The 23,863-nt window shown below is 66.9% G+C and carries 23 protein-coding genes and 3 tRNA genes; 11 read left to right on the forward strand and 15 right to left on the reverse strand.

The genetic code is table 11. The features are described from left to right. Nucleotides 1–137: 137 nt before the first annotated feature. From OXM57_12660 to OXM57_12720, 13 genes are all read right to left on the reverse strand, one after another. Nucleotides 138–211 (reverse strand) — tRNA-Met (locus tag OXM57_12660). Between the two features lie 41 nt (nucleotides 212–252). Beyond that, a tRNA-Thr gene (locus OXM57_12665) sits at nucleotides 253–326 on the reverse strand. A gap of 33 nt (nucleotides 327–359) precedes the next feature. Next, nucleotides 360–441: transfer RNA gene (locus OXM57_12670), tRNA-Tyr, on the reverse strand. Between the two features lie 85 nt (nucleotides 442–526). Then, a complete protein-coding gene (locus tag OXM57_12675) occupies nucleotides 527–1,387 on the reverse strand; it encodes a zinc metalloprotease HtpX (protein MDE0353529.1) in 861 nt (286 codons plus the stop codon). 21 nt (nucleotides 1,388–1,408) lie between these two features. Next, nucleotides 1,409–2,491, reverse strand: coding sequence for an SAM-dependent methyltransferase (locus OXM57_12680; protein ID MDE0353530.1), 1,083 nt, complete (start codon nucleotides 2,489–2,491; stop codon nucleotides 1,409–1,411). A 62-nt stretch (nucleotides 2,492–2,553) separates the two neighbouring features. Beyond that, a complete protein-coding gene (locus tag OXM57_12685) occupies nucleotides 2,554–3,378 on the reverse strand; it encodes a purine-nucleoside phosphorylase (protein MDE0353531.1) in 825 nt (274 codons plus the stop codon). A 33-nt stretch (nucleotides 3,379–3,411) separates the two neighbouring features. Next, complete coding sequence (locus tag OXM57_12690; protein MDE0353532.1) at nucleotides 3,412–4,137, reverse strand: nucleoside phosphorylase; 726 nt, start codon at nucleotides 4,135–4,137, stop codon at nucleotides 3,412–3,414. 28 nt (nucleotides 4,138–4,165) lie between these two features. After that, the gene (locus OXM57_12695; protein MDE0353533.1) at nucleotides 4,166–6,139 is read right to left on the reverse strand and encodes a bifunctional aldolase/short-chain dehydrogenase; all 1,974 of its coding nucleotides are present in this window, start codon (nucleotides 6,137–6,139) and stop codon (nucleotides 4,166–4,168) included. A 66-nt stretch (nucleotides 6,140–6,205) separates the two neighbouring features. Continuing rightward, entirely contained in the window at nucleotides 6,206–6,499 is a 294-nt protein-coding gene (locus OXM57_12700) for a putative quinol monooxygenase (GenBank protein MDE0353534.1), read from the reverse strand. Nucleotides 6,500–6,554: 55 nt separating this feature from the next. Continuing rightward, nucleotides 6,555–7,337, reverse strand: a complete 783-nt coding sequence (locus OXM57_12705) for an SDR family NAD(P)-dependent oxidoreductase (GenBank protein ID MDE0353535.1) — start codon at nucleotides 7,335–7,337, stop codon at nucleotides 6,555–6,557. Between the two features lie 10 nt (nucleotides 7,338–7,347). Further along, nucleotides 7,348–8,148 carry an SDR family oxidoreductase gene (locus tag OXM57_12710; protein MDE0353536.1) on the reverse strand — a complete coding sequence of 267 codons (801 nt, stop codon included), beginning with the start codon at nucleotides 8,146–8,148 and terminating at the stop codon, nucleotides 7,348–7,350. After that, complete coding sequence (locus OXM57_12715; protein ID MDE0353537.1) at nucleotides 8,135–8,581, reverse strand: cupin domain-containing protein; 447 nt, start codon at nucleotides 8,579–8,581, stop codon at nucleotides 8,135–8,137. The genes OXM57_12710 and OXM57_12715 overlap by 14 nt, the downstream gene beginning before the upstream one ends. 10 nt (nucleotides 8,582–8,591) lie before the next feature. Then, entirely contained in the window at nucleotides 8,592–9,899 is a 1,308-nt protein-coding gene (locus tag OXM57_12720; GenBank protein ID MDE0353538.1) for an amidohydrolase, read from the reverse strand. A gap of 94 nt (nucleotides 9,900–9,993) precedes the next feature. Here OXM57_12720 and mtnA point away from each other — a divergent pair, with 94 nt between their 5' ends. From mtnA to OXM57_12745, 5 genes are read left to right on the forward strand one after another with little or no spacing between them, the layout of a single operon-like run. Then, nucleotides 9,994–11,046 carry an S-methyl-5-thioribose-1-phosphate isomerase gene (gene mtnA / locus OXM57_12725; GenBank protein ID MDE0353539.1) on the forward strand — a complete coding sequence of 351 codons (1,053 nt, stop codon included), beginning with the start codon at nucleotides 9,994–9,996 and terminating at the stop codon, nucleotides 11,044–11,046. A gap of 55 nt (nucleotides 11,047–11,101) precedes the next feature. Next, a complete protein-coding gene (locus OXM57_12730) occupies nucleotides 11,102–12,196 on the forward strand; it encodes a BMP family ABC transporter substrate-binding protein (GenBank protein ID MDE0353540.1) in 1,095 nt (364 codons plus the stop codon). A 25-nt stretch (nucleotides 12,197–12,221) separates the two neighbouring features. Further along, nucleotides 12,222–13,745 carry an ABC transporter ATP-binding protein gene (locus tag OXM57_12735; GenBank protein ID MDE0353541.1) on the forward strand — a complete coding sequence of 508 codons (1,524 nt, stop codon included), beginning with the start codon at nucleotides 12,222–12,224 and terminating at the stop codon, nucleotides 13,743–13,745. Next, nucleotides 13,738–14,850, forward strand: a complete 1,113-nt coding sequence (locus tag OXM57_12740; protein ID MDE0353542.1) for an ABC transporter permease — start codon at nucleotides 13,738–13,740, stop codon at nucleotides 14,848–14,850. The genes OXM57_12735 and OXM57_12740 overlap by 8 nt, the downstream gene beginning before the upstream one ends. Beyond that, nucleotides 14,851–15,768, forward strand: coding sequence for an ABC transporter permease (locus tag OXM57_12745; GenBank protein ID MDE0353543.1), 918 nt, complete (start codon nucleotides 14,851–14,853; stop codon nucleotides 15,766–15,768). On the opposite strand, the gene OXM57_12750 is transcribed toward OXM57_12745, so the two are convergent. After that, complete coding sequence (locus OXM57_12750) at nucleotides 15,685–16,680, reverse strand: LysR family transcriptional regulator (GenBank protein ID MDE0353544.1); 996 nt, start codon at nucleotides 16,678–16,680, stop codon at nucleotides 15,685–15,687. The two genes, OXM57_12745 and OXM57_12750, sit on opposite strands and share 84 nt — an antisense overlap. A gap of 91 nt (nucleotides 16,681–16,771) precedes the next feature. Between OXM57_12750 and OXM57_12755 the strand changes: the two genes are divergently transcribed. The 6 genes from OXM57_12755 (at nucleotide 16,772) to OXM57_12780 (ending at nucleotide 23,089) form a co-directional block, all read left to right on the forward strand. After that, nucleotides 16,772–17,839 carry an inositol-3-phosphate synthase gene (locus tag OXM57_12755; protein ID MDE0353545.1) on the forward strand — a complete coding sequence of 356 codons (1,068 nt, stop codon included), beginning with the start codon at nucleotides 16,772–16,774 and terminating at the stop codon, nucleotides 17,837–17,839. Nucleotides 17,840–18,192: 353 nt separating this feature from the next. Further along, nucleotides 18,193–19,395 (forward strand): ABC transporter substrate-binding protein, encoded by a 1,203-nt coding sequence (locus tag OXM57_12760; protein MDE0353546.1) that lies wholly within the window; start codon nucleotides 18,193–18,195, stop codon nucleotides 19,393–19,395. A gap of 158 nt (nucleotides 19,396–19,553) precedes the next feature. Next, nucleotides 19,554–20,309, forward strand: coding sequence for an ABC transporter permease (locus tag OXM57_12765; GenBank protein ID MDE0353547.1), 756 nt, complete (start codon nucleotides 19,554–19,556; stop codon nucleotides 20,307–20,309). Beyond that, nucleotides 20,306–21,103: an ABC transporter ATP-binding protein gene (locus OXM57_12770; protein ID MDE0353548.1), complete on the forward strand. Its 798-nt coding sequence runs from the start codon at nucleotides 20,306–20,308 to the stop codon at nucleotides 21,101–21,103. The genes OXM57_12765 and OXM57_12770 overlap by 4 nt, the downstream gene beginning before the upstream one ends. Continuing rightward, nucleotides 21,093–22,445, forward strand: coding sequence for an amidohydrolase (locus OXM57_12775; protein MDE0353549.1), 1,353 nt, complete (start codon nucleotides 21,093–21,095; stop codon nucleotides 22,443–22,445). The genes OXM57_12770 and OXM57_12775 overlap by 11 nt, the downstream gene beginning before the upstream one ends. Further along, entirely contained in the window at nucleotides 22,442–23,089 is a 648-nt protein-coding gene (locus OXM57_12780) for a hypothetical protein (protein ID MDE0353550.1), read from the forward strand. The genes OXM57_12775 and OXM57_12780 overlap by 4 nt, the downstream gene beginning before the upstream one ends. A 69-nt stretch (nucleotides 23,090–23,158) precedes the next feature. Here the strand turns inward: OXM57_12780 and OXM57_12785 are convergent, their stop codons facing one another. Further along, nucleotides 23,159–23,815 carry an urea carboxylase-associated family protein gene (locus tag OXM57_12785; protein MDE0353551.1) on the reverse strand — a complete coding sequence of 219 codons (657 nt, stop codon included), beginning with the start codon at nucleotides 23,813–23,815 and terminating at the stop codon, nucleotides 23,159–23,161. Nucleotides 23,816–23,863 lie beyond the last annotated feature (48 nt).

A 23,863-nucleotide genomic window follows, 5' to 3' on the forward strand; every position in this document is an offset into this window, starting at 1 on the left:
CCATCGTCCCAACATTCACATGCGGCTTATCCCGCACAAAACGCTCCTTAGCCATGACGATTCTCCCCTCGTGTAGCAAGTTGTTGACACATACGTTCGGCGGGCCGGCCATCCCGCGCAGGACGACCGACCGCTCGTAGCGGCGGGCAGACTTGAACTGCCGACCTCTCGATTATGAGTCGAGCGCTCTTACCGACTGAGCTACGCCGCCAGGCATCACGGCAGGCGCGGACCACGTCCATCCACTTGCCGAGCCCCCTTCCGGATTCGAACCGGAGACCTCCTCCTTACCATGGAGGCGCTCTGGCCTACTGAGCTAAGGGGGCCTGGTCGGGCGGACGACCAACCGTCCGCGCCGGTGCCGGGAGAAGGATTCGAACCTCCGAAGGCATCGCCGGCAGATTTACAGTCTGCTCCCTTTGGCCGCTCGGGCATCCCGGCACGGGTGGCAGACGCCACCGGTTTCTGGCGCAAGAATGCTAGTCGCTCCGATCCGCCGCGGAAACAAGCACGCGGCGCCCGCCAATCAGATCCGGTAGTACATGTTCTCGAGCCGGCGAACCCTCTCCTCGATGGGCGGATGGGTCGAGAACATCCGGCCGGCTCCGGCAGGACGCCTCCGGCCGAACGCCTTTAGCGGGTCGGCGATGAACAGCTGGCTGACTGCCGGATTCACGTCCATCGGTATCCGTCCCGATGCGCTTCCGATCTTCTGCAAGGCCCGCGCCAGGCTGAGCGGCTGGCCGGTCATCTCGGCGCCCGAGCGATCGGCCTGGTACTCGCGAGCCCGCGAGATCGCCATCCGGATCACCATGCCGGCCAGCGGCGCCAGGATCATTGCGGCCAGGGCCACCACCAGGCCGATCGCGTTGTTGTTGCGACGGCCTCCGCCCCCGAACCAGAAGGCCATCCGGGCGAAGATGGACAGGGCGGCGGCGAGCATGGCGGCGATCGAAGAGATCAGGATGTCGCGGTTGCGGACATGGGAAAGCTCGTGGGCGATGACACCCTCGAGCTCGTCGTCCCGCATGATCTCGAGGATGCCCGTGGTGACGGCCACGGCGGCGTTCTTGGGATTGCGACCGGTGGCGAAGGCATTGGGCTGGGCGGAATCGATCAAGTGGATGGAGGGAACGGGCATGTTCGACGAGGCGGCCAGGCGGCGCACCATGCCGTAGACCTTGGGCAACTCCTGCTCGGTCACGGGCCGGGCCCGGCTCATGGCGAGGGCCATCTTGGCGGAGAAGAAGTAGGCGCCGAGGTTGAGCAGGGCTGCGAATCCCAAGCCGATGTATATGCCCTGGGAGCCACCGAACAGCGCCCATCCGAGCATCCAGACGAGCGCGCTCATCAGGCTCAGCAACGCGACCGTCTTGAGGTTGTTCATGGTGATCGGATCATAACGGTGTCAAGACCGCAATCGGGTGGCCACCAGGACCCGGAAGTCGCCGAAACCTCGCGGGTGGAGCAGGGTCTCGATCTCCTTCACCCTCGACCGCAGACGGAGCCGCTCCATCGGGTCCCCATCCCGCGCCTCCGCCAGCTCCCGTCGGCGGAACTCGGCCCTCCTGGCGTCCAGCCCCAGCTCGGACAGGAACTCGTCCTGGCGGCAGAGCCTGGTCTGCATTCCCCGGTCAGACGCCACCCTGGCCAGGGCGGAGAAGTCGACGTCGGCGGTTATGTCCATAGAGCCCGGCTCGTCGAGCGGATGCTGGGAGAGGTGGTGCGCGCGATAGGTTCGCAGCGTCCCACCCCTGCGGCGGCGGGGCAGGAGTCCCTCCGAAGTGTCCCCGTAGTCGATGACCACGACCGTGCCGGCCTCGATCAGGTCGATCATCCGCCCCATCCAGTTGCTAGCGGCCAGCTGGCACTCCACCACCCCACCCTCGGGAACGTCTGCGGCGTGCGCCTCCAGCCAGGCCAGGACCTCGGGACGGACCGGCGCCTCGACCAGCACCAGATCGGCGCCGTCGGACCCGACGCGGTGCTCGATCCAGCCCCCGTCCTCCGCACGTACCGCGATTGCCACGGGAAGGTTGTCCACGACCTCGTTGGCAATGACCACGCCCCGGAAGCGATCCGGTTCCCGGAGGTCGGGTACCACCTCGACAACCGGGAGCGCCTGGCGGAGTGCCTGTCGGGCGGCGGGCGAGACCTCCAGCGCCACGGTACGGGGCGTCCAGTCCAGCGCCCCCAGCAGCGGAGACAGCAGGGTGCCCGACCCGGCGCCCACCTCCAGCAGGGTGAACCCGGCCGGGCGGCCCAGCCGCCGGAACTCCTGGTCCACGAAGCGGGCGAGCGTGGCACCGAACTCGCCGCTCGTCTCGGGGCTGGTCAGGAAGTCCCCCTCGGCCCGGGACCGCAGCGGCCCCGAGGCGAAGTACCCGCCGTCGGGGTCATAGAGCGCCATCTCCATGAAGCGGTCGAACGGGATCGGCCCCTCACGGCGGATCAGGCGGCGGATCCGCTCCTTGAGCCCGCTTCGCTTCACTACGAACCCTCTAGTTGCTAGTTAACATAAAATTATACTGACTAGAAACTATCAACTAGAGACTACAAACTAGGAAGCAGGGCGTCGAAGAGCGCCCGGAGGTCTCCTGCCGCCCGGCCGGCGGTCTCGATGACCTCCTCGCCGGTGATCTTGCGGCCTGCCAACCCGGCGGCCCGGTTGGTGCACAGCGATATCCCCAGCACCTCCGCGCCCATGTGGCGGGCGGCGATGGCTTCCGGCACGGTGGACATCCCGATCAGGTCGGCGCCCAGAGTGATGGCCATCCTGATCTCGGCCGGGGTCTCGAACATCGGCCCGCGCCACCACATGTAGACACCTTCGTGCAGCGTGATCCCCACCGATGCGGCCGCTTCCTCAGCCCTCCGGCGCATCGCCGGGGAGTAGACGTCGGTCATGTCGGGGAACCGGGTTCCGAGACGCTCATCGTTGTCTCCCCGCAAGGGGCCGAGGGCGGTCGGGTTGATGTGGTCGGTCAGGAGCACGAGATCGCCCGGATCGACGCCGGGCGTACACCCGCCCGAGGCGTTGGTGAGCACCACCTTGCGGGCACCGGACATGATGGCCGCTCGCACCGGAAAGACGATCTCGGCCGGGCTGTAGCCCTCGAAGTGATGAACCCGGCCCGAGTAGAGCAACACCCGGTTGCCACCCATCTCGAGGGAGTAGGCCGTGCCGGCGTGGCCGGGCGCGGAGGGTTGCGGGAAGCCCGGTATCTCCGAGTAAGGGACCGCAACCGCCGCGTCGAGGGTGTCGGGATAGCCGCCGAGACCCGAGCCCAGTACGGCCACCACATCGTGGCCGTCGCGTCCGGTGAGCCGGTTGAGGACCTCCGCCGCCTCGGCGAGACGCTGGTACAGATCGCCCATCACCACCTCCGTGTCCGCGACCGAACGGCCCGATCAGCCGTCGATGAGGGCATCCAGTCCGATGTCGATCATCGCCTCCACCGCGTCGTAGACCACCTGACGGTGGGGATCGTAACCCCCCTCCTCCCTGTGTAGGGGATTCCCGTCCGCCACCAGCACGGCCCCGGTGGTCACCGAGTTGAGCGAGCCGTTGATGAACAGGGCGGCACACTCCATCTCGACCGCGATAGCGCCCGCCCGGTGCCAGAACTCCAGGTCGCCCCCGAGCACCTCGCCGGGATAGAACAGCGAGTGGGTGAGCACCACGCCCTCGTGGGAGCGGCGCTCGCCGGCGGCCACCGCCCGGCGGATCGCGGTGACCACGTCCACCGAGGCGAGCGCAGGGAAGGGCGCGGGGACCATGGCGTCGGTGACACCGTCGGCACGGATGGCGCCGGTGACGATCACGAGATCGCCGTCCTCGACCTCGACGGCGAGACCACCGCAGGTTCCGGTCCGGATGATCCGGCGGACCCCGGCGCGGCTCAGTTCCTCGAACACGATGACTGCTCCCGGCGATCCCACCCCGTGCGAAGCCACGGCCACATCGACTCCCCGATGCGTCCCACCGTATGTCACGTACTCGCGGAAGCTGCCCAGCAGGCGACGACCCTCGAGGCGCCGGGAGGCCAGCTCCGCCCGGGCGGGATCGCCCATGACCAGAACCCGCTCGGGTACTTCATCCGGATCCACGCGAAGGATCGGGGTCAGTTCGGCCATCCAAACACCTCCTCGACCGGCAGCCTATTCAGACCACCCGTTCGTTGCCTCCGTCCACGGGGACCTGCGCCCCTGTGGTCACCGCGAAGGCATCCCCGCACAGTTCGACCACCACCCTGGCGACGGCGGCCGAGGTCACCTCGGCTAACAGGAGGTTCCGGGTCCGGTACTCGGCCTCGCTGAGCCCGTAGGCGGTAGCCCGCTGAGCGATCAACTCCTCGTCCCAGAGGCCGGTGTCGAACACCCCGTCCGGGTGGACCAGGTTGACCCGGATGCCGTCATCGGCCCACTCGAGAGCCGCCACCCGGGCCAGCTGGGTGACGGCCGCCTTGGAGGCGGAGTAAGCGGCCGCGCCGCGGCCGGGAGCGGCAACGTTCTTGGAAGCGATCACCACCACCCGGCCTCCCACCGGGGAGTAGGCCAGGAAGGGATGGACGGAGGCGAGGAGGGTGGCCACGGCATCCGTGTTGACGGCCAGCGTCGCCCGCCACCGGTCTTCCTCCAGTTCGCCGACCGGCTGGGCCTTGCCGAACACCCCGGCCGCCGGCACCACGATGTCGATACCTCCGAACCGCTCCACCGCCGCATCGATCGCTGCCTGCTGGGCAGAGCCGTCAGTGACGTCCACCGCTATCCCCAGCCAGGCCGGACCATCGAAGGCGTCCACGACCGACCCGTCCAGGTCCAGACCGGCCACCGCGCATCCTTTCGACAGCAGAGCCGAAGCACAGGCCCGGCCGATGCCGGAGGCCGCTCCGGTCACCACGGCCACCATGCCGGCGAACTCCGGCGGCTGCCCGGCCCGGCGCAGCTTGGCCTGCTCCAGATCCCAGTACTCGCAGTCGAACAGATGGCCCGCCTCCAGCGCCACGTACCCGCCCAGGTGATCCTCGGAGCGTTCGAGGACCGCCATCGTGTGGTGGTAGATGTCGGCGGCGACGCGGGAGGCCTTGGCGGTCTCACCCACGGTCAGCAGGCCCAACTCCCTGTCCAGCACCACTCGGGGCGCCGGATCGAGCATGGTCAACTCGGTCCGGGCTCGGTCCCGGTTCTCCTCGAAGTAGCGGCGATAACCGTCCACGTAGGCGTCCACATCGGCGCCGACCATGGGAAACCGCTTGGTACGGATGACGTGGTCGGGAGTGAGCGGACCCCGGGTCGCCAGGCTCTCCAGGTCTGACCTGCCCACGAAGCGGGCCGCGGCTGCGTCCGTGTGGCGGGTCATGATCATCGGCTTGCCCGCCGCGGCCGAGATACGGCTGCGGAGCCGGGCCAGAGCGACCGGCGCCGCCGGAGGGAGAGCCGCCCCATCCCGGACCGGCGGTACCGGAGCGCGGGCGTCGAGCCAATCCTCGGCCCTGGAGATCAGCTCGACGTGTCGGCCGTAGGCCTCCCTGGTGCTGTCCCCGAAGGTGAACAGGCCATGGTTGAGCAACACCATTCCGGTGGCGTCCTGATGGTGCTGCTCGCGCCAGATCTCCACCACGAGCCGGGCAAGGTCGAAACCGGGCATGATGTAGGGCACCACCAGCACGTCCCTTCCGAAGACCTCCCTGATGCGCCCCTCCCCGTCAGCCAGATTGGTGAGGGTGACGATCACGTCCGCATGGCTGTGCTGGACGGCCGGGAAGGGCAGGAAGGCGTGCAGCAGGGTCTCCACCGAGGGCTGCGGGGCCGCCGGGTCGAGGCGGGCGGCGGACAGCTCCCGCATCATGTCCGGATCGGAGAGCCGGTCGAGCGCCAGCAGGTCGTGCAGCCGGCCGATGGGAAGGGGCGTGAACCCCGGCGCCTCGATGGTGGCCAGGTCCCACCCCGAACCCTTCACGTAGAGGGCGTCGACGGTGCGCCCGGTTATGTCGCGAAACGAGGCCTTGACGGATGTGTTGCCGCCGCCGTGGAGCACGAGGAAGGGATCGCTCCCGAGCAGGCGGGATCCGTAGACGCACTCTCCCAGCGAACCCTCGAATCCCGCCGCCTCAGCGTCGTCCCACCTGTCTTCCATCAGAATCTCCCAGGCCGTGCGGAGGCAAGACTAGAGACCGAGACCGAGACCGGTTGGCGGTCGTAGTCAGGCGATGCGGGTCATCCGGGTGACCACCACGGACTCGGTATGGTCCGCGATGGCGGCCAGGCCATCGGCGATGTGGGGTTCGTCGAGGTGAGCGTCGAGGTCGGCTTCGCTACGCCAGAGGGCGACGAAGCAGAAGAGCCCGGGTTCGCTGCCGACCACATGTAGCCGGTAGTCGAGGCAACCCTCCTCCTCACGGGTGGGCGCGACCATCGCGATGAGCGCATCCCGCACGGTTTCCTCCGAGCCGGGAACGGCCCGCACCCGTGCTACGGCTGTGAGAGCGACCGCCATGGATTTCAACTGTACCGCCCTTCCCGCCGGCGGACCGGGGTCGAACGAACAGGGTTCAATACCAGGTGTCGCCGCCGTCCACGTTGATGGCCTGTCCCCGGATTATGTGCGCTGCGTCCGACAGCAGGAAGGCGATCACCCGGCCCACCTCCAGCGGCGTGATGCGCCTACCCAACTGCGCCGGGCCCATCGATCCCAGCAACTCGTCGGCCGGGATGTCGAGCCGTGGCGAGAGCCACTCTGCCACCCCGGCCAGCATGGGGGTGTCGACCCCGCCCGGGCAGACCGCGTTGACGTTGATGCCGTGCTCGGCCCACTCCATCGACAGGGACCTGGTGAGGCCCAGGACCGCCGACTTGGAGGCGTTGTAGGCGGCCATGTTGCGGTAACCCACCTTGCCGCAGTTGGACGCCACGTTGACGATGCTGCCCCCACCACGGGCCTTGAGCCGCTTCCCCACAGCCTGCGCGACCAGGAACGACCCCGTGACGTTGATCTCGAGCTGGCGGTTCCAGTCCGGGCCGGTCGCCTCCCAGGCCTCGTCAAGGGTCACCACCCCGGCGTTGTTGACCGCGCCGTCGATGCGGCCGAAGTGCTCCACAGCGCCGTCCACCGCCCGTTCGACCTCGCCCGCATCGGAGACGTCCGCCCGGAAGGCGGCGATCGATGTCCCGGCCAACCCGACCCGGCGGGCCACCGCTCCGGCGCCATCCAGGTCGACATCCACCAGCGCCGGCATCCCGCCGGCTTCGAGGATGGCTCGAGTGATCCCTTCCCCGATCCCGCCGGCGGCCCCGGTCACCAGGAAGACGCGTCCCTCGAGCCTGGTCGCGCTCACGGGGATCGCCTCACCAGGTGGGATTGGCCATCACGCCGCCGTCCACCACCAGCTCCGCTCCGGTGATCCACCGGGCCAGGTCGGAGCAGAGGAAGACGCAGGCGTCCCCGATGTCCTCGGGGGTGCCGAGGCGCCCCAGCGGGCAGGCCGTCCCCCAGCGCCCCACCCCTTCGGGCCAGGCGTCTTCGATGCCGGGACGCGAGATCAGGCCGGGAGAGACCACGTTGACCCGAACCCCGGCGCTGCCGTAGGCCTGGGCCGCGGCCCGCGCATGCATGATCATCCCGGCCTTGGAAACGGAGTAGTGCCCGTGCCCGGGCGCCGGGTAGCTCCCCTCTATGGATGCAATGTGGACGATGGCGCCTCCCGAATCCTGGGCGGCCATGGCGGCCGCCGCGGCCTGTGTCAGCCGATGGGTGGCGGTGAGGTTGGTGTCGATCATCTCCGACCACTCGGGATCGGTCAGTTCGGCGAATCCGGCCACGGTCTGGACGGCGGCGTTGTTGACGAGGCCGTCGAGGCGGCCGTATCGCTCCAGGGTCATGTCCACGACCCGCCGGGGCCCGTCTGGGGTGGTCAGGTCGGCGGTCACCACCAGCGCGGGCTGTCCCGATCGGCCCTTGATGGGCTCGACCTGCGATGACCGTGTATGGGAGACCACCGTGGCGCCGGCCGCGGCCATCCTCGCGGCTATGCCGGCCCCGATGTTCCCCCCGGCGCCGGTCACGGCCACCACCCGGCCTTCCAGGGCGATCAGCTCGGCCGGCGACCGGCGATCCGAAGCCTGGGGGCCGGAGCTACTCCCTGACATAGCGGGCGATGAGGTAGGCGGCTTCCGGGTACAGATCTACCAGCTCGTCGAAGCTACCCAACTCGAATCCATCCTCACGGTAGGGCGGCGCCATGGTAGTTCCCACCAGCGACCAGTCTCCGGTGGTGCCGGCGCCCATCCACACTCCTCCGGGAACCGCCACGAAAGGACGCTCCCCCGCTTCCAGGTCGTCCCCGAGCAACAGGCGCCTCGCTCCACCGTCCGGTTCGAGCAGCAGCATCTCCACCGGATGTCCTGCGTAGTGGTGCCAGAGTTCCGGCCCGTCCAGGCGATGGAGGGCCGAGAAGTCCCCCGGCTGCATCAGGTAGTAGATGGCGGTGCCGTTCTCGTCCCGCCAGGTCTGGGCCCACATTCCCCCCTCGGAAAGCAACGGCGCCAGACCCAGCAGCTCGGCTACTTCGGGGCCGGTCATACGACACTTCTCACTTGGCCAGCCGCCGGGCGCGCTCCGTCACCTCCGCCCTCACCTCGTCAACGTCCACGGTGAGCACCCGGCCCTCGTCGACCACCTGCTCCCCGCCCACCCAGACGGAGCGGACCGCCCTGGGCGATCCCGACCACACCAGCCGCGATACCGGATCGTCCTCGTCGGGCACCACCGGATGCAGAGCCGACTCCGACGGCGAGATCTGCACCATGTCGGCCCGGCAACCCGGCTCGATCCGGCCCAGGTCGGAGCGCCCGATGGCGTCGGCGGCCCCGGCCGTGGTCATGTGGAGCGCCTCGTGGGGTGGCATGAAGGCTGCATCCCCCCGGTCCAGCCGGGCCAGCCGGATGGCGGTGCGCATCTCCTCGAACAGATCGAGCCGGTGGTGCGAGGCCGGACCGTCCGTGGCGATCCCCACCTTCATCCCGGCCCGGATCATCGCGTCCACCCTGGCCAGGCCCGAGCCGTGCTTGGTGTTGGAACACGGGCAATGCGCCGCCCCCACCCCGTGGCGGCCGAAGATCTCCATGTCCTCGTCCGACAGCCAGACGCAATGGGCGGCCAGCAACCTGGCCTCCAACATGCCGAGCGACTCCAGGTAGGCGGGCGCCGACCTGCCCCCGGACAGCTCCCGCACCGCCTTGTCCTCCCACTCCTGCTCGGCGACGTGGATGTGAACCAGCATGCCGTGCTCGCGGGCCAGCCGGGCCACCATCTCCAGGCATTCCCTCGACACCGACCAGGCGGCGTGAGGACCCAGGCCCACCTCGATCAACTCGCTGGAAGCCCACCGCTCACGGGTGGCGACCATCTCCTCCAGCTGTTCCTGCCAGGTGCCCATCCGGCCCAACTGGGCGTCCTCGATCACCGGAGCGGCCACCACACACCTGAGCCCCGCCTCGGCAGCCCCCCGAGCGACCGAATCCCCGAAGAAGTACATCTCCGATGACGTGGTGATGCCGTTGGAGAGAAGCTCGGCGGCGCCCATCAGCATGCCCACCCTCACGTCATCCGGGGTCAGGCGCCCCTCCCGGGGCCACATCACCTCGTGAAGCCACCTGTCCACCGGCAGCCTCTCTCCGGCGCCGCGCAGCAGGATCATCGGCGTATGGGCATGGAGGTTGACGAATCCGGGCATCAGGATGCCGTCTATCCGGTGTACCGGGGTCCCGGCCCGGTCGGGCGCATCCGAGGCGGCGCCGGCCCAGACCACCCATCCCCCCTCCACGTCCACCACGCCTTGCGAGATGGGGGTCCGGCCCTCGGACATGGTGATCAGCAGATCAGCTTGGTAGCGGTCCATCTACTCGCCCCCCGGTCAGCTGGGCTTGGCTGGTGGTCCGTCTGCGAAACATCCCGGCCACTCCGCACACGGACCACCCAGTAGCATAAATGTCATGCAGCTACTCGGTGACCGTCCGCTCGATTGGATCGACGACGGGGTCTCGATGGTCGATCAGACCAGACTCCCCGACTCGTACGAGGTGATGCGGATCGAGTCGGTCCCCGACATGGTGGCCGCCATCCGCCGCCTGTCGGTGCGGGGCGCCCCCGCCATCGGCGTAGCCGGGGCTCTCGGGGTGGCGCTGGCCATCAACGCCCACGGGACCTCCGGACCCGACTTCGACCGGGCGATCCACTCGCTACGGGAAGCCCGACCCACCGCAGTGAACCTGGCCCGGATGGTGGACAGGGTGGCCCCCCTCGCCGAGCAAGGTCTGGACCGCGTGCTCGACGAGGCGCTCGCCATACGCGACGAGGAGATCGCCGCATCCGTATCCATGGGAGAGTACGGGGCCGATCTCGTGACCGGGCTGGTCACCGAGCGGGCAGCAGCCCGGGCGATGACGATCTGCAACACCGGGGGGTTGGCGACCATCGAGCGCGGTACCGCACTGGCGGTGATACAGACCTTGCACGAGCGGGGCACGCTGGCGGAGGCTCTAGCGCTCGAGACCCGGCCGCTCCTCCAGGGCGCCCGCCTCACCGCCTGGGAGTTGGCCCGCATGGGCGCTCCCCACCGGATCCTGGTCGACTCGGCCGCCAACTTCATGCTGGCCCGGCGTCAAGCCGACGTGGTCCTCACCGGCGCCGACCGGATCGCCGCCAACGGCGACACGGCCAACAAGATCGGAACCTTCTCCCTGGCTCTCGGCGCCCGGTACGCCGGGGTCCCCTTCATCGTGGTCGCCCCGGAGTCGACCGTGGACATGGACACTCCCGGGGGGGACGCCATCCCCATCGAGGACCGGGACGCCGGAGAGGTGGTGTCCGTCCGGGATCGTGCTACCGCTCCTGCGAATACCGACGCCGCCAACCCGGCCTTCGACATCACGCCGCACGCCCTGATCACCGCGATCGTGACCGATCGGCGGGTGGTCAGGATTGATCGAGGTGATAGCCTCCGGTCGGTGCCGCTCGGGGAGCTTCGCCGACCGGCCACTGAGTAGTCATCACCGTGACAGACACACCAGCGGAACGTCCGCTCTGAGGGAGGAGAAACCCATGTCCAGACCCCTGAAGATCCTGGTGCTCATACTGGCGCTGGCCGTAGTGGGGGCCGCGTGCGGGGACTCCGGCGACGACGCGCCCGCCACCACAGCCGCGACCGCCACCACAGCCGCGCCGACCACCACGGCCGCGCCGACCACCACGATGGCGCCCGAGGATCCGATCAGCCTGATCTACGTGACCCCCAACCCGATGGGCGTCAACAGCTTCCTGATCCTGGGCGAGGTCGGTACCAGGCGGGCGGCGGAGCGCCACGGTGGTACCTGGAAGACCTTCGAATCGGTGGACGACACCACCCGGCGGGCCAACATAGAGGCGGCCATCGACGAGGCTCCGGACGTGATCGTGCTCACTACCTTCACGCTGACCGAGATGGCGGACGAGTACTCCAAGGCCAACCCGGACCAGCAGTTCATTCTCATCGACTCCTGCCCCGACGAACCGGCCCCCAACCTCCACTGCGGCGTGTTCCGCGAGCACGAGGGCGCCTACCTGCTAGGCGTTATGGCCGGCCACCTGTCGGAGGCGAAGAAGATCGGCTCCGTAGTGGCCCTCGATATCCCATTCTTCAAGCGCTGGTGGGAGAGCTTCTGGGTCGGCGCCCAGTCGGTGGATCCCTCGATCGAGAACTCGGCCGTGTTCATCGCCGGCGACAACCCGTTCTCCGACCCGGCCCGGGCCAAGGAACTGGCCCTCTCGCTGGCCGCGCAAGGACTGGACCACATCTTTGCCGTGGGCGCCGGTTCCAACGGTGGTGTGTTCGAAGCGGCGGCGGAAGCCGGATTCGTGTCCTACGGCGTGGACATAAACCAGTGTCCGGAAGCCCCCGGGTACATAGTCGACAACAACATGAAACTCGTGGACGCGGTGGTCGACCAGCTCATCGAGCAGGTGCTGGCCGGTACCGCCGGACCGATGGTCGCCTTCGGTCTGGCCGAGGGTGGCACCGGCGTGATGGCCCTCCACCCCGACCTTGCCACCAGCGAGTGCCTGATTGCCGATCATCCGGACATCGTCGCGGAGGTTGAGAAGGTCGCGGCGGGGATCATTGACGGCTCGATCGTGGTAACCGATCCGTTGTTCGGCTGATACCGGGTCCTGACCAACAACTGAAATGAGCCTGGCCCTCGAGTTCCGAGGCATAACCAAGCGATTCCCCGGTGTCCTGGCGAACGACGCCATCGACATGAGGGTGGAGGCCGGACACATCCACGCCGTGGTGGGCGAGAACGGCGCCGGCAAGACCACGCTGATGTCGATCCTGTTCGGGCTGTATCCGGCCGACGCCGGGGAGATCCTGGTGAACGGTGAACCGGCCAGGTTCTCCTCGGCGCTCGAGGCCATCCGGGCCGGACTCGGAATGGTCCACCAGGCTTTCCGGCTCTTCCCCACGCTGAGCGTGGCGGACAACGTCGTGTTCCGGGAGGAGCCGACCCGGCGGGGCATGATCGACCGGGCCGCCGGCGTGGAGCGCGTAGGCGCCCTGGCGGAGCGGTACGGCCTGGCGGTCGACCCTAAGGCCGTGGTCGAGACGCTCCCGGTAGGGGTGCTGCAGCGGGTTGAGATCCTCAAGGCCCTCTACCGGGATGCCCGGATCCTGATCCTCGACGAGCCCACCGCCGTCCTCACCCCTCAGGAGCGGGACAAGCTCTTCGAGGTCATCCGGCGCCTGCGTGACGCCGGCCGCACCATCCTGTTTATCACCCACAAGCTCGGCGAGGTGATGGCCGTCTCCGACCGGGTGACAGTGCTCAGGGATGGCCGGTCGGTGGCGGACCTCGTGACCGCCGACACCAACCCCACCGAGATTGCCCGGCACATGACCGGGAGGCAGGTCGATCTGGATCGCCGGGCATCCGCCCGCGAGGCGGGAGCCGACGTGCTGACGGTGACCGATCTCACCGTGACGGGCCAGCACGGGCGGGACGCGGTCAAGAACGTGTCGCTGGAGGTGCGGTCCGGTGAGATCGTGGGCGTGGCAGGGATCGCCGGCAACGGCCAGAGCGAACTCATCGAGGCCGTGACCGGTCTCCGGGACGTGCCCGAGGGCTCGATCCACCTGAACGGGGACGACATGACCGCCTCCGAGGTATCGACGCGGCGTCTTTCCGGGATGGCGTACATACCGGAGGATCGGTACGGGGTAGGTACCAGCCACCGGGCCACCGTATCGAACAACCTTCTCCTGGGCCACCAGCGAAGGGACGGGTTCCAGAGCAGGGGGTGGTTCGACCGCAAGGTGGTACGGGATCACGCCAGACGCCTGATCGAGACCTACGGCATCCGATCCGGACCCATCAGCTCCCCGGTATCGAACCTCTCGGGAGGGAACCTCCAGAAGGTGGTGGTGGCCCGGGAGATGTCCCATGGCGCCCCGCTGCTCATCGCCGAGCAACCCACCCGGGGCGTCGACATAGCGGCCATCGAGTTCATCCATGATCGCCTGATCACCTTCCGTGACGGGGGCGGGGCCGTACTGCTCATTTCGGCCGAACTGTCAGAGATCCTGGCCCTGAGCACGCGAATCCTGGTGATGTTCGACGGGCGGATCGTGGCCGAACTGGATCCCGCGGAGGTCGACGAGGCCGGCATCGGCTACTACATGACCGGCGCCCACGAGGAGGGGCTCGGTGGCTGAGCAGGCGCCGGGCGCCCCGGTCGGCCTCGGCTCGAAGATCGGGAACGTGGCGGGGCATCCCGCCCTGTTCTCGCTGGTTTTCGCCTTCGCCCTGGGCTGGGTGATCGTATCCTTGACAGGTGGGGATGCCTGGTTCGCCTACCGGGAGATGTTCGACGGCGCGATCACGGGCTCGGGGCTGCGCAACACCCTGGCCAGGGCCATACCGATCGTAGGAATGGCCCTAGCCGTGTCGGTGGCATTCCGCTCGGGCGTCATCAACCTGGGTGGCGAGGGCCAGATGGTGGTGGGCGGCCTCGCCGGAACCGTCGTGGCCATCTACATGCCGGGACCGGGCCAACTGGTCATCCCGGTGGCCATGCTGGTCGGCGGCCTGGCCGGGGCCATTTGGGCCATGCTTCCCGCCCTGGGACAGACCCGGCTCCGACTACCCATCCTGATCACCAGCCTGCTGCTCAACTACGTGGCCCGGGCCATGACCGGCTACCTGGTGCGGTTCCGGCTCCTGGACGACAGCGTGACCCTCACCTCCACCGAGCAGGTTCCCGACACCGCCCGCATGCCCAAGATGCCCGTGTTCGGGGGCGTGAGCTACTCCCTCTTGCTGGTGGTGATCCTGGTCATCGTCATCTGGGTGGTGTACGGACGCAGCGTGTCGGGCTACGAAACCCGGATGGCCGGCCTGAACGGGCGCTTCGCCCGCTACGGCGGGATCCAGGTGGAGCGCCAGACGGTCTACGTGATGGTGGTGGCCGGCGCCATCGGCGGGGTGATCGGCACCCACATGATCCTGGGCGATGCCTACCGCTATATCGACGGAGAGCTGGTACTGAGCGGGCTGGCCTGGACGGGACTCCTGGTGGCGCTCCTGGCCAACAACCATCCACTCCTGATCCTGGCGGCCGGTCTCCTCTTCTCGGGCCTTCAGATCGGAGGACTGGCCATGCAACGCAACGCCGAAGTCTCCTGGCGCCTCGCCCAGGTACTCCAGGCCCTGGTGATCGTGGCGGTGGCCAGCCGGCTCACCTTCACGTGGTTCAAGCGAAGAACCGGCCGGGACGTATCCGTCGGCGAGGTCGAGCCGGCCGGAGTCGGAGAGGTCTAGATGTTCGACCAGCTCTTCGACGCCGCTCTCTTCGACTCTGTGATCCGAGCCATGATCCCGATCCTGCTGGCCGCGCTCGGAGGGATGATCTGCGAGCGGGCGGGCGTGTTCCAGATCGCGATGGAAGGGATGATGCTGTCCGGCGCCTTCGCGGCGGTGGCCGGCTCCTACCTGGCGGTCTACAGCGGCCTGGGAGTGGTGTTCGCGGTGGGCGCCGGGGTGCTGATCTCGCTCATGCTGGCCTTCGGTGCGGTGAGCAGGCGCGGCGACCCCATCGTGCTGGGTATCGCCCTGAACCTGATGGCCATCGGGCTGACCGGCTTCCTCCTTCCACAGATCTTCGGGGTGCGGGGAGTGTTCCAGCACGAACGCATCGACGGGTTGGAGCGGCTGGCCATCCCCGGACTGTCCGACATCCCCTGGATCGGGCCTGTCCTGTTCAACCAGACGATCCTGGCGTACGTGGCCTTCCTGCTGGTGCCCTTCCTCTGGCTGGTCCTGTTCCGCACTCCCATCGGGCTGCGGCTGCGCGGGGTCGGGGAGCGTCCGTTGGCGGCCGAGTCCCTCGGGGTGAGCCCCATCGCCTACAAGTACGGGGCGGTGATCGCCTCCGGCGTGCTGTCCGGCCTGGCGGGCGCCCAGCTGGCGCTCGGGAACGTGGTGCAGTTCGCCGAGAACATGTCCAGCGGGCGAGGCTGGGTGGCGGTGGTGGCGGTCATGCTGGGCCGCGCCCATCCGTTCGCCGTGTTCGGCGCCAGCCTGCTGTTCGCGTTCGCTGAAGGGCTCGGGTTCCGGCTCCAGGGCAACGGGCTCCCGGTCCAGATCACCGACGCCCTACCGTTCCTGGTGACCCTGATCGCCCTGATCGCCGCCCGCAAGCGCTTCGCCCGCCTCCTGGACCTCACCACCGGCGGCTAGCCCCGAGTTTTCCGCCGGATCAAAGCTCTCCCGTGGGTTGCCGCCCCTGACCAACTCGATCAGGCGGGCAGCACGAGGATCGAGGTCCTCTCCCGACCTCCACACCGCTTCGATCGGCCGGATGGCCACCAGCGGTCCTTCCGTCAGGCCTGAGTCGTCCCCCGCGGTCGCCACCTGCCGGGGAAGCACTGTCCGGGCGTAACCGAGAACCGCCATCTGGCGGAGCACGGTGGGGTGAGCCGATTCGAGAGCCACCTCGGGATGGATGCCCATTCTGGCCAACCCGTCGTCGATGAGTTGGCGGGTGCGCGAACCGGACGGGTAGAGCGCCCAGCCCGCAGGCGTGGCAGGCCCCGATCCTGAGTCCGGAGAGCCGGCCATGTCATCCGGCAGCGAGTAGGCACGCATCTCCTCCTCGGCAATGGCCTCCGAGTTGTAACGGGAACCGGCCGGGCCGACCACGAGAGCCAGATCCACCCTGTATCGATCCAGCATGGACAGCAGTTCCGCCGACTCGCCGACCACCAGCTGGAGTTCGATCCCGGGCCGCTCCCGCTGCAAGCGGGACAGGCCGGGGGGAAGGGTGTAGAGACCGACGGTATCGATCAGCCCCACCCGGAGGGAGCCGACCTCCCCCCGCTGCCAGCTATCCAGCCACCGGAGCAGATCCCCGGTCTGGCCGATCACCTGATCCGCATAGCGCAGCACCCGCTGCCCGGCCTCGGTGAGCACTCGCCGCCGCCCGTCCTTCCTGAACAACGGCACCCCCAGCCGTTTGGAGAGTTCGGCCAATGAATGGGAAAGGGCCGGCTGGCTGATGCCCAGCACCCAAGCCGCCTCCGTGAATGTTCCTTGGCGCTCCACCTCCTGGAGGTAGCGCAGGCTCCGGAAGTTCAGTACAGGCACATCCATAACTCTTACCTATGGATTGTAGGGCCATCATTTATTTGACTGAATCAATCCGCACGCGAGACTTCAAGGGGTTCGAGCCGAGAGGAACCCTGTGAGCAAGATTCGGGTAGCGATCGTCGGGGTGGGCAACTGTGCATCCTCCCTAGTACAGGGTGTCGAGTTCTACCGCGACGCGGCCGCGGACGAGACCATTCCCGGCCTGATGCATCCGGTGCTGGGCGACTACAGCATCGACGACATCCAGTTCGTGGCCGCCTTCGACGTGGATGCCACCAAGGTGGGTCAGGACCTGTCCAAGGCAATCTCCGCCGGAGAGAACAACACCACGGCCTTCGCCGAAGTCCCCCAGATGGACGTGACCGTGCAACGTGGACCGACCCTGGACGGGATCGGCGCCTACCTGACCGGCGTGGTGGAGGAATCGGCGGCGCCCGAGGTAGACGTGGCCGAGGAGCTACGCAAGGCCCGCGCCGACGTGGTGGTCTCGTACCTGCCGGTCGGATCGCAGGAAGCCACCGAGTTCTATGCCCGCCAGGCCCTGGAAGCCGGCTGCGCCTTCGTCAACTGCATCCCGGTGTTCATCGCGCGCACCGAGGAATGGGCGGAACGCTTCCGCCGGGCCGGACTGCCGATCGTGGGCGACGACATCAAGTCACAGGTCGGCGCCACCATCCTGCACCGCACTCTCGTCAACCTCTTCCAGGATCGCGGAGTGAAGGTCGACCGGACCTACCAGCTCAATTTCGGCGGGAACACCGACTTCCTGAACATGCTGGAGCGGAGCCGCCTCGTCTCGAAGAAGGAGTCCAAGACCAAGGCGGTCACCAGCCAGATGGAGACCCGGCTTCCCGTCGAGGACATCCACGTGGGTCCCTCGGACCACGTCCCCTGGCTCACCGACCGCAAGTGGGCGCACATCCGCCTCGAGGGGACCGCCTTCGGGAACACCCCCCTCAATGCCGAGGTGAAGCTGGAGGTGTGGGACAGTCCCAACTCGGCCGGCGTGGTGATCGACGCCCTCCGCTGCGCCAAGATCGGTCTGGACCGAGGTATGGCTGGTCCGCTCTACGAGGCCAGCGCCTACTTCATGAAGTCACCACCCCGCCAGATGCGGGACGAGGTCGCCCGCGAGGCCCTCGAAGCCTTCATCGAGGGATAGACCGCCGGGAGAGGGCATCCTCCTCTGCCTTCTCCCCGGTACCGCTCGATTCACCTGGTCCTAGGTGGCCGGTGGCCAGTCGTGTTCGGTCAAAAGGCATGCATAGCCAGGCAAATCCACCAGCCAATGTGTTGTCTCGGGTTCGATGCCGAGCGGTTCCCCACACCCTCAAGCGGTGGAATCCATCCAACATGGCCTATCCGCGCGGCCTCTTGGATTCGGTCGGAGTCGATCAGTTTCGGTATTAGACCGCAGTTCTCGTAGCCCGGTCATGCCGTTTCTGATACGGTATTTCACGAGGTTTCGGCGGCGGGCCGCTCGGACCCGCCTGATTCAAAGGGAGGGGAGAGACGATGACGTACCGGCCGGAGCAGGGGCGGAAGAGCATCGCCCGCAAGCTTTTCATTGGTCTGTCCGTTCTGTTACTGGTGGCAGTCGCGTGCGGGGAGAGCGAGCCTGAGGCCACATCGGCTGCCACTACCGCGGCGCCCGCCACCACCGCCGCTCCGGATACCACCGCGGCGCCCGATACCACCGCCGCTCCGGACACGACCGCGGCGCCCGATACCACTGCCGCTCCGGATACCACCGCGGCGCCCGATACCACCGCCGCTCCCCCGGAGCGGGCCACGGTCAGGATTGCCCTCGACTTCATACCCAACACCAACCACGCCGGCATCTTCATCGCCCGTTCGATGGGCCTGTTCGAGCGTGAGAACCTGGATGTCGAGGTCGTTCCGTGGGCATTCACGGTCACGGGTGTTCTCGTCGAGGCAGGGGACGCCGACCTAGGTATCGCGTACCCACCCGATCTGCTCCGAGAGGTGGCACTCGGTTCGTCGCTGAAGATCGTGGCGGCCATCATCCAGGAGAACAACGTGGCACTGGTCGTTCCTGCTGACTCTCCGTACCAGACAGCGGCCGACCTGGGCGCGGCCGAGTCGTACGGTGGCTATGGCACGCCGCACGAGAGGCCGCTCGTCACCGAGATGCTCACCGCGGCCGGAGCTGCTACGCCAGGGGACTTCCAAGAAGTAGTGCTGCAAGGTGGAGCGATCGAGGCCCTGATCGAGGACCGCGTCGACTTCAGCGCGGTGTTCCAGGGGTGGAGCGAGATCGCCGCCCGGTTGCGCGGTACCGAACTCCGTCTCTTCCCCTACGTCGACTTCATTCCGGAGATTGTCTATCCGGACGTCGTCTTCATCGCCCGATCCGAGATGATCGAGCAGCAACCCGACGTACTCGCTAGGGCCCTGAAAGCTCTGGGTGAGGCATACACGTTCGCGGCGGAGAACCCCGACCAAGCGGCCGACATTCTCATCGGCGAGGTTACGGACCTCCAGCAGAGCGAGCCGCTGGTGAGGGAAAGCGCCCATTACCGGGCCGCCCAGTATCTCAATGACGACGGGGTCTGGGGCTGCGTGCAGACGTCTCACTTCGCTGGAATAGGTGGTCTACTCGAGCGGTCCGGCGTGCTTCTGGACGAGGAGGGCGAAGTGGTGACGGCACCCGAGTTCTCGGTGTACGCAACCAACGAACTCCTACCCGATTGTTGAGACCTCGGCTGGGAGTGACGGTCCCGACCGGCAAAATGGGCTGACGTGTGCTGAAATCAGCGGGGAAGGGAGCGGATGAGCAGGTCTCGGAAGCGGCCGGCGCTTCTCAGGAGTTCGGGAGTTCCGGGTCACCTGATACCAGGCCCTCTCTTGTGCGAATGGGTTGGCCGCCTCTGGTTACCGTGCTGCTTGTCCTATCGGCATGGGAGTTCTTCGTTCGCTGGCAGGACATACGGCCGGCGGTCCTGCCGACCCCCACGGATGTTCTGGATGCGATGTGGGACGACCGTGCCAACCTGTGGGGCGCCACCTGGATCACGCTGCAGACGGTGTTTCTCGGATTCGGGTCTGCGCTGGTCTTAGCGGTCGTAATCGGGGTCCTAGTCGATAGCTTCGGCTGGGTGAGGCGCAGTATCTATCCGGTGATAGTGGTGTCCCAGACCCTGCCGATAGTCGCCATCGCGCCCCTCGTCGTGATCTGGTTCGGGTTCGGGATCTCGTCCCATGCATTCGTGGTCGCCATGTACACCTTCTTCCCGGTGGCCGTCGCCCTCGCCCAGGGCTTGGCGTCCACGGACCAGGACGCTATGAACCTGCTGAGAACGATGGGGGCAGGCCGGGTCCGTCTCCTTCTGAAGGTGCGTTTTCCTAGCGCGCTCTCACAGCTGTTTACGGGTGCCAGGGTGGCTATGTCGTTCGCGGTGATTGCGGCGGTGATCGCCCAGTTCGTCGGAGCGGTCGAAGGCCTCGGGATCTACATGCTCACCATGAAGAACGCGTTACGGACGGACCTCGTCTTCGGGGCGGTGACGGTCAGCTCGGCTGTCACCCTTCTCCTGTTCGGAGGGGTGGTGGTCCTGCAGCGGCTCGTCATGCCGTGGTACCGGCCCAAGACGCAGGGAGATGCCCGGTGACCTTGGGAGGGGCGGGACAGGGAGGCCTGACGATCGAGGGTCTGACCAAGACCTTCCGTCCCAAGTCGGGTCCGGTCTTCGCCCTCGACGGTGTCGACATGTTGGTCGAGCCAGGGGAGTTCGTGACCTTGATCGGGCCTAGCGGGTGCGGAAAGAGCACCCTCTTCAACATCGTTGCCGGCCTCGAAGCGTTCGACTCGGGCCACATCCGGCTTGACGGCACCCCCAGCCATGATCGGCTGGGCGAGATCGCCTACATGTTCCAGAAGGACCTCCTCTTCCAGTGGCGGACCGTCATGGGCAATGCCGTCCTAGGCCTCGAGATGGACGGCCTCTCCCGTAGGGAGGCGAGAGAGCGCATCGGCCCGTACCTCGAGCGCTTCGGGCTGTCCGAGTTCGCCGACGCCTACCCCGACCAACTGTCCGGAGGCATGCGGCAACGCGTCGCCTTCCTGCGGACGATGGTCCAGGAGAGGTCAATCATGCTGCTTGACGAGCCGTTCGGCGCGCTGGACAGCTACACGAGGACCAACCTGCAGCAATGGCTGATGGGGGTCTGGGAGGAGATCCGCACCACCGTGCTGTTCATAACCCACGACGTCGCCGAGGCCGTGTACCTGTCGGACCGGGTGTACGTCATGACACCCCGCCCAGGTCGGATCCAGGCCGTGCTCGACATCGAACTACCGCGTCCACGGGAGGCCGGGATCGAGATTACGGACGCGTTCCTTCGCCTGGAACGCAACCTCAAAGCCGAGCTGCATCTGCATGGGAAAGAGGATCATGACGGTTGAAGCTGTCCTTGGAACAGGCAATGACTCCGTCATCCTGATCAGGAACGCGGCGGTCGTGACTCTGAACGAAGCGGGAGACATATTCCATGACGGCCATGTCCTGGTAAGGGACGGAGTGGTGGAGTCCTGTGGCGCGGGGCCGGCCCCGGATGTCGACGGAACCCGAATAATCGACGCGATGGGCCTGGCGGTCATGCCGGGTCTCGTCGACCTACATTTCCACACCGACATCGAACGTGGTGGCTACTCAGAGTCTCTCGAAGTCGAGGAGGCCCTCTTCGAGCACTGGTACCCGATGATGCGGAGTCTGGACGCCGAGACCGCATACGCGGGTGCCCTCCACAGCTATGTCCGGGCCCTTCGGGGCGGCATCACCATGGTCAATGACATGTTCCGGCATGTCGAGTCGCTCGCCCGGGCGGCACGGGAGGTCGGCATCCGCGCCACCCTCAGCAGCCTGGTGGCCCGGCCTGAGGATGGGTTGGACGTCCTCGAGGACAACAGGGCTGCGTTCCATGCTTGCTCGGGCGACGTGGACGACCTGGTCCAGGTGGTCATGGGCATCGAGTGGATCCCCCTGGCCACGCCCGCCATGCTGCGCGAGGCGGCGAGCCTGGCCAGCGAACTCGATACCGGACTGCACCTCCATCTCAGCGAGTCGCAGGCAGAGGTCGAGACGTGCCTCAGCAAGTTCGGGGCCAGGCCGACCCAGGTTGCCTACGACCACGGGCTGCTGGGACCCCGGACTGTCGCGGCTCACTGCGTGTGGCTGACCGCCGACGACATCGCCTTGATCGCGGAGACCCGAACACATGTGTCCCACAATCCGGCTGCCAACTCGAAACTGGGAGAGGGGATCGCTCCTGCCGTCCGCCTACTGGAGGCGGGTGTCAACGTCGGGCTCGGACACGACTCGACAGAAGGCAACAACACCATGGACATGTTCGACGTAATGCGGACCGCGGCGTATCTGCAACGGGCCCGATATGCAAACCCAAAGCTCATGCCAGCGGACCAGATACTGAGAATGGGCACGGCCAACGGGGCGCGAGCCCTCGGGATCGACAGCGGCACCATCGAGCCGGGGCGCAAGGCGGATCTGATCCTCGTGGAGGCCGAGATGGAGTTCTTCGACAGCCGGTCCCCCGCATACAGGGCCAACCTGGAACCCAGGCTGGTCTTCGCCACAAACGGGAACATGGTCCGTACAGTGATCGTAGATGGGCGCATCGTGATGGAGGACCGGGTCATCAAGACCGTCGACGAAGCGAAAGTAGCGGAGCGAGCCCGCGAGGCGGTTGCGCGATTGACCCGGGACAGGGGATCGAAGGGATCATCGTGAGTTGGACCCGACACATGATGGAGGAGACCGCGCCGCTCTTCGAGCGCATCTACGAGCATCCGTTCTTGGCGGAGCTACGGGCGGGAACCCTCGGCAATGACAGGTTGGCCTTCTACTTCGAACAGAACGTCCACTACATAGACGCAGTCCTGCGCTGTCGTGCAATCGTCGCCGCCAAGGCACAGAACGACGAAATCAGGGACTTCTTCCTTCGGAACACGCAGCTGATCCTCGACGAGTACTACCACCAGGAGGAAATGCTTCGCAAGCTGGGAGGTACCTTCGAGGCGCCGGTCGCACCGACCCTCTACGCCTACTCGCGGCACCTCTTCTATCTGGCCTTCGCTCGTGACCCGGTCGAGTATCTGGGATCCTTCCTACCCTGCCCCCTGAGTTACGATGCCATCGGCTTCCAACTCGCAGACGCCCCGCTCACTGAGTTCCAGGCTGACTGGTGGGAGTTCTACATGAGCGAGTCCCACCACACGCTCTGCCGGGACTACCGGGACTTCGTCGACCGCTACTCGCAAGGCCTGTCAGATGAGCGGCGCGCTCAGATGTTGGACAGCTTCCGCATCGGCGTGAACTACGAGTTCATGTTCTGGGACATGGCCTACACAAAGGAACGCTGGCCGCTCGGATGAACCCGCCGAGTCCCAGCGGGATGTCGGGGAGTTCGCCGATGTCCGAGCGAGCGGGCCTCGGGGGATTCCCTACGCGCCTTGTCCGCTCTGTAGGACTTCGACCTTCATAGGGGTGATGTGGTAGCTGTTGGTAGGCGCGAGCACATCCATCGGGCAAGTACTCATCGCCGCGAGCAGGTCTGTTTCGGCCCGAAAGGATATGCTGTCGCCTGGCCGGGTAACGGGCTGGTGTATACGCATCACCCGGGTCTCCGGGTCGGGCTGCGTGTTCATGAACACTCCGAGAGGGTCCGGGATCTCGGAGGGGGCCACCCCGTGAGGTCCGAGAGCCTGCTGGAGCAGTTCGAAGCAACCGTCCTGGGGGGTGACGCCGTACATCTCGTACATTCCACGGTTGCACATCCTCCCGTAGAGGTCGTGTATCCCCTTAAGAGGTGAGGTGTCCTCGACGACGGTGGCGAGGACGCGGTATCCGGTGGACCAGATGGTGTTGCCCGGAGCCAGCCCAAGGGGGGGCTCGTACGTCGCGGTGTTGCGGATGTTCCTGGTACGGGTCCACGAGATCGAGTTCCGCTCGCGGAGGTCTTCCCGCGCGAACAGGACTAGGTCTCCTACCTGGCCGCCCTCGATGTCGGTTATACGGATGATCTGGCCGACGTCTACCGTCCAAGCCGTCGCGGCTTTGGCCGGGATCGTCTCCGAATAGATCAACCGTGTGCCGCTCATTCCTCCTCCGTGACCACGGGTGGGACGCCGATAGGAGTATACGAGACA

Source organism: bacterium (assembly GCA_028820935.1).
In the GTDB taxonomy this organism is placed as follows: domain Bacteria; phylum Actinomycetota; class Acidimicrobiia; order Spongiisociales; family Spongiisociaceae; genus Spongiisocius.